Source organism: Psychrobacter sp. ENNN9_III (genome assembly GCF_001462175.1).
Lineage (GTDB): Bacteria > Pseudomonadota > Gammaproteobacteria > Pseudomonadales > Moraxellaceae > Psychrobacter.
Genome location: NZ_LNUO01000197.1, coordinates 1 through 5,803, shown reverse-complemented (window position 1 = coordinate 5,803; position 5,803 = coordinate 1). Strand labels below are relative to the sequence as shown.

Here is a 5,803-nt window from a genome sequence, read left to right as displayed (position 1 = left end):
GTGTTATAAGAGTTTGGAAAAACATATGGGTTTTTAAATAATAAAAAGGCCTTTAATACTATAGTAAACATAGCATTAAAAGCCTTTTCGTTTTAAGTATAAACTAGTATTTATAGACTATTCCAATGCCTCACACGGCAAGCCCACATAATTTTCTGCAATGGTTGTCTTACCTGCTTCTGAGTTAATAAAGTAGTCAAACTCAGCTTGCTGCACACGGAAATCAAAACGACCCGCACTTTGGAAACGATGTAATAACATAGTCATCCACCACGAGAAACGTACCGCTTTCCAGACCCGTGCCAAACATATTTCTTGATAGCGTGGAATCAGATCAGTACGCCCTTCTTTGTAGATTTTTGCAAATAGACGAAAGGCAGTCTCTACATCACTGGCAGCAAGGTTCAAGCCTTTCGCCCCAGTCGGCGGTACGATGTGCGCGGCATCCCCTAACAAAAACACTTTGCCATACTGCATGGTTTCACATACATAAGAGCGCAATGGAGCGATACTCATCTCCAATGCTGGGCCAGTCACTAAGCGTTCAGCCATTTCTGGTGGAATACGGCGCTTTAACTCATCCCAAAACTTTTCTTCATTCCAGTTCTCTATTTTGTCTGTATCAGGCACTTGGATGTAATAACGACTTCTGGTCGGGGAACGCATTGAACAGAGTGCAAAGCCGCGCTCATGGGCGCAATAAACCAACTCATCATTGACTGGTGGCGTATCACTCATCAAACCTAGCCAGCCAAATGGATAGGTTTTTTCATATTCTTCTAATTTACTAGCAGGAATGGATTTGCGCGAAACGCCGTGAAAGCCATCACACCCAGCAATATAATCGCAATCTACACGAAATATTTCATCTTTATGTTGGTAAGTCACATAAGGGCTGTCTGACTCAATATCATGTAGCTTGACATTATCCGCTTGATACACTGTGATAGCGCCTGCTTTTTCACGTTCCTCCATCAAATCGCGAGTCACTTCTGTTTGACCGTACACAATCACATGTTTGCCACCGCTGTATTTTTCGAGGTCTAACTGATAGTGCTCACCCTGAAAACTAAAGTCTGTGTGAGTATGAATTAAGCCCTCTTTGTCCATACGCGCGCCAGCACCCGCTTCACGAATGAGGTCTGCTGTACCTTGCTCTAACACACCTGCACGAATACGTCCCAATACATACTCACCTGATTGACGTTCTAAGATGATATTGTCGATACCAGCTTTGGTCAATAACTGCCCAAGTAACAAACCAGATGGACCTGCACCAATGATGGCAACTTGAGTTTTGGTGGTTACTTGTACAGTTGAAGTTGCCTGAGTGTTAGTCATAAAATCCCTCTTTATATTTAGTAAAGTCCATTTAAACTTGTTTGTCATTTATCATATGGTGCACTTGTCGCCCATTATATTAAAAGTCAAAAAAGACCGTTTCATCGTCACCTTGTAAGCGTATATCAAACCGATAGCGTGGTTTTCCATCACCTGCTTCTTTTACTGCTATCAATGTTTTACGGCGCACGGGTGATGGAACTTTATTTAAGACTGGGCAATTTTCATTAGCCGCCTCTTCGTCATCAAAGTACGCTCTGGTTTGCAAATGAAGATTGATACCACGTGCAAAAATAGCAATATTGATATGAGGCGCCATTGATTTACCGTCGAAATCTACTTGCCCAGGTTTAATCGTCTTAAAATAAAAGTTGCCCTCCATCGCGCAGGCACTACGACCAAAGCCACTAAAGGGTTTTTTATTATCAAAATCAGCAACATAGTTGCCGTGGCTATCAGCTTGCCAAACCTCAATTAAGGCATCGTGGACTAAGTCGTCATTGCCATCATATACAGAGCCGACCAGTTCAATGTGCTCACCCTCGGCATTTTCTTTAGCCAAATCTTGCCATATCTCATCTGATCTTGACTCAAAGCCTGCAATCTCTAACGCTAACCCGATATGGACGAAAGGCCCTGCCGTTTGTGAGGCTGTTTCACGCAGTAAACCCGTCTCGTCTTGTGATTTGTATTGGCTATACATGTTTTACTCCTCAAAATAGGTTTGTAATGCGCCGCGAACGACCACATCGAAACGATACGCTAGGTAGTCCATCGGTTTGCTCATAGCCATATCCAAGCGCGCAATCATCGTTTCTACCGCTTCTGGGTCTTTTAATACCTGTACGATTGGGCACAGTGGAACCAATGGATCACCTTCAAAGTACATTTGAGTAATTAAGCGAGTCGAGATCGACGGTCCCATGACTGAGACGTGAATATGCGCAGGACGCCAGGTGTTAATACCGTTTGGCCAAGGATAAGGACCAGGTCGCACTGTACGAAAACGATAGCGACCATCAGCATCTGTCATACAACGGCCGACCCCGCCAAAATTTGGATCAAGAGGTGCAAGGTAGCTGTCCTTTTTATGACGATAACGGCCCCCAGCATTGGCTTGCCACATCTCAACTAGTGTATTGGGAACTGGCTTGCCAAACTGATCAATCACACGACCATGTACTACAATACGCTCACCAATAGGTAAGCCTGCTTGTGAGCCTTCTGTACGAAAATTCATCAATAAATCATTATCATGTTGACCCATGTCTAAGTTATGAAAGACAGGACCACTGCGCTCTGAGGGGCTGGCATTTTGAATACTAACTAATGCTTGACGCGGAGAACGAGAAACTGAGGTTTTATAACCTGGTGTATACTGTGCAGGTTGCCATGCACGGTCGCGCGCGACAAAATAAGGATAGTTTTGACTCATTAGGAGTATCTCCATTTTTATAAAAGGCTTAGAGCATTGAATATTTTAATATTAGGATATTGCATCACCCCAGCCATTTTTCTTTAGCTAAAGAAAACGCATGATTGGCCGCTGGTACACCATTTTTCTTTAGCTAAAGAAAACGCATGATTGGCCGCTGGTACACCAGCATAGATAGACACATGCATCAGTACTTGACGCAACTGAGCTTCGGTAATACCCAAACGCTGCGCTGTGCGTAAATGCAATCCCAATTCACCATCGCGCCCTAGTGCTGCTAATATAGCGGTCGTAATCATACTACGCTGCTGAAAAGTCAAACTGGGATCTCCCCATAGCTCGCCCCATGCATTACGAGTAATAAACTGTTGAAACGGACTGTCTAGCGTCGTGGCATTCTTAGACGCTCTTTCGACATGAGCGTCCCCAAGAATGCGTTTACGTTGTACAAGCCCTTGCTCATAGCTGACACCTGTTTGACCGACGGTCGCACGAGCAGCATTGGTTTGAATATAGTCGACTAGCTGACTTGGTGCCTCAACTGACGGCACATGCCCCACCCCTGCAAATACGGTTAAGTGGGCATCAGGAAAAGCCGTCTGTAATGCTTCTAAAGTAGCAGGAGGGGTCGACACATCCTCCGAACCAGCAAGTAAGGCAACACTTTTAGCATAGCTTGCTAGTTTGTCGCGGTTATCGACTTGTGCCAATGCTTCACAAAGCTTGGCATAGCTCTCATCATCGCTGCGTAACAATTGTACTTGCCAGCCTTGTAGCGTTTCGGGGTATTGTTTAGCATAGCTTGGAGCGAACCAACGTGTCACGATGCCTTCAGCCATCTCAGCCAAGCCTAAATGACGGACATTTTTGGCACGTTCGGCCCAAGCTTCTTTAGTACCGATGACAGCACCAGTGTTGGTTAACCATACTTGCTCTAAGCGCTCAGGTGCTATCTGACATAAGCTTTGACCGATGACACCGCCAATCGATGTACCGATAAAACTAAAGCTCTCAATCTCTAGCGTATCGGCTAAGGCAAGTACATCGTAAGCCAGCACTTCTGCAGAGACATCATCTGCTGCGACCCCACTACGACCGTGTCCCGGTAAGTCCCAGCGGATACAACGATAGTGTCCGTGTAATTGGTCACAGAGTTTATCCCAGACGTCACGACTCATCCCAAGTGGATGCGCCATAAATAATGCTGGTAGATAAGCCTCACCACTATCTTGATAAGCGATAAGGTGTACGTCGGTTGCAAAAAATGCCATGCTTGTTCTCCTGCGCGTGTAACTTTCAAAGAGCGATTACTTATCCCAATTTGGATCCAATCTATTCATCAAGCGATAGTAAGCGGGCCATTCAGGCAATCTCACTGCAGCACCAGCTTGAGCGTCACCACCTTCAAATTGCTCTCTTGTTTTTCTCATAGCATCATCACTTACTTGAATCATCTCTCCTCCGATGCCATGGCTTTTAACTGCACTTGACATCCTTGAATGATTTGATACATTCTCATAAATGCCCAAGATACGTCAGGTCCAGTCGTGATAACCCCATGATTATTCAGCATCAAAGTGTGATTGGTCGGTCCAAGTGAAGCTATCAGTCGTTGCTGTTCGCTCTCATCTAACACAATACCTTCAAAATTGTGATAACCAATTCGATCGTAGAACATAAACGCTTCTTGGTATAAAGGCATAAAACCGCACTTTAATGCGCTTACCGCTTGGATATCAGTATTGTGAGTATGCATAACACAGTGTACATCCGGCCTACCCTTATGAAGCGCAGTATGAATCACATTGCCTGCCTGATTGATAGGATAAGGTGAGTCGTCGACCTTATTTCCATCAAAGTCAATTTTGACTAAGTTTGACGGTTTTATTTCACTATATAGCAGCCCAAAAGCATTAATAAGTAAATGATCAGTACCGGGTATCCTATAAGAAATATGATTGTAGACTTGAGTCGTCCAACCATAGTAATCAACCATTCTATAGCACAGCGCCAATTCGACTCGAGCTTGCCACTCAACGTCACTATAGCCTGGCGGGGTTACTGTAGATGCAAAAATATCTTCCATAATACAATCCTATTACTATAATTCTATTATACTGGTCTCTCGCCCATGACAATCGCACGATACATCTCACGTCTATAACCATCATAGTCATTAAAAGCTTGATGCAAGCAAATCCTGTTATCCCACATAATAACGGTATTATTTTCCCATCTTAATCGGCAAGTAAAAGACTCTTGTGTCGCAAAGCTCGATAAAAAAATCAAGCAAAGGTCGCGCCTCATCTTCTGTCATGCCTTCTATCCCGCAAGCATAAATCTTGTCGACATACAGTGACTTTTCACCTGACACGGGATGGGTTCTGACCATTGGATGATAAAAACCTTCTAGCATTTGCTGGGTATTCAAATCAAGCTCGATATTGCCAATGGCGCCTACTTTACCTGACTCTTGAGATTGCTTTTCTGATTGCATATTGGCAAGGACTTTTTTACCACTCATCCATACTTTTAGTGGCGCTATCATCTCTTGCATTGCTGGGCTTAAAGAGTTATAAGCTAACACAGCATTGGCGAACATCGTATCTCCACCGTATGGTGGTATATCTACCCCATAATTAATGGCAATAGAAGGTGGGCACTCTAAAAAAGCTGAATCGACATGCCAGCCACTGCCAAACACGCTTTTGGTAGTTACGCTTGCTTCTTTAATAAGCGGTTGAATATTTGGATGACCAGGAACACCAGTAGTATAGGCATCTGTCCCGAACTCACCAAGTTGAAGAATCAGATTTTCATGATCGGTAAAGCTTATTTCCTGATCTCTGAAAAAGATCATTTTGTGTCTATAAAGGGCATCTTCGATCTCAGCCATGACATCGTCACTGACATCGCTTAAATTTACGCCTCTAATCTCTGCGCCCATAGCAGAAGCTAAAGGATGGGCAGTAATATGCTGATAATCTTTTGCACTATTATCAAAAAGTCCTGTGGGGTGAACACTGC

At 43.9% G+C, this 5,803-nt stretch carries 8 protein-coding genes; all 8 read right to left on the bottom strand.

The features are described from left to right. Window positions 1-117: 117 nt before the first annotated feature. Entirely contained in the window at window positions 118-1,341 is a 1,224-nt protein-coding gene (gene pobA, locus PENNN9_RS11915) for a 4-hydroxybenzoate 3-monooxygenase (RefSeq protein WP_058369884.1), read from the bottom strand. Between the two features lie 79 nt (window positions 1,342-1,420). Further along, the gene (pcaG, locus tag PENNN9_RS11910; RefSeq protein ID WP_058369883.1) at window positions 1,421-2,044 is read right to left on the bottom strand and encodes a protocatechuate 3,4-dioxygenase subunit alpha; all 624 of its coding nucleotides are present in this window, start codon (window positions 2,042-2,044) and stop codon (window positions 1,421-1,423) included. A gap of 3 nt (window positions 2,045-2,047) precedes the next feature. Then, complete coding sequence (gene pcaH / locus PENNN9_RS11905) at window positions 2,048-2,776, bottom strand: protocatechuate 3,4-dioxygenase subunit beta (protein WP_058369882.1); 729 nt, start codon at window positions 2,774-2,776, stop codon at window positions 2,048-2,050. An 83-nt stretch (window positions 2,777-2,859) separates the two neighbouring features. After that, window positions 2,860-4,047, bottom strand: coding sequence for an alpha/beta fold hydrolase (locus PENNN9_RS11900; protein ID WP_058369881.1), 1,188 nt, complete (start codon window positions 4,045-4,047; stop codon window positions 2,860-2,862). A gap of 36 nt (window positions 4,048-4,083) precedes the next feature. Then, window positions 4,084-4,230 carry a hypothetical protein gene (locus PENNN9_RS12880; protein WP_197409109.1) on the bottom strand — a complete coding sequence of 49 codons (147 nt, stop codon included), beginning with the start codon at window positions 4,228-4,230 and terminating at the stop codon, window positions 4,084-4,086. Next, entirely contained in the window at window positions 4,227-4,862 is a 636-nt protein-coding gene (locus PENNN9_RS11895; RefSeq protein ID WP_197409108.1) for a class II aldolase/adducin family protein, read from the bottom strand. The genes PENNN9_RS12880 and PENNN9_RS11895 overlap by 4 nt, the downstream gene beginning before the upstream one ends. Before the next feature lie 26 nt (window positions 4,863-4,888). Beyond that, the gene (locus PENNN9_RS13665) at window positions 4,889-5,083 is read right to left on the bottom strand and encodes a TauD/TfdA family dioxygenase (protein ID WP_082638089.1); all 195 of its coding nucleotides are present in this window, start codon (window positions 5,081-5,083) and stop codon (window positions 4,889-4,891) included. Next, window positions 5,001-5,803 (bottom strand): TauD/TfdA dioxygenase family protein (locus PENNN9_RS11890; RefSeq protein ID WP_058369880.1); only part of this gene is annotated, 803 nt, incomplete at its 5' end. The genes PENNN9_RS13665 and PENNN9_RS11890, both read right to left, overlap by 83 nt.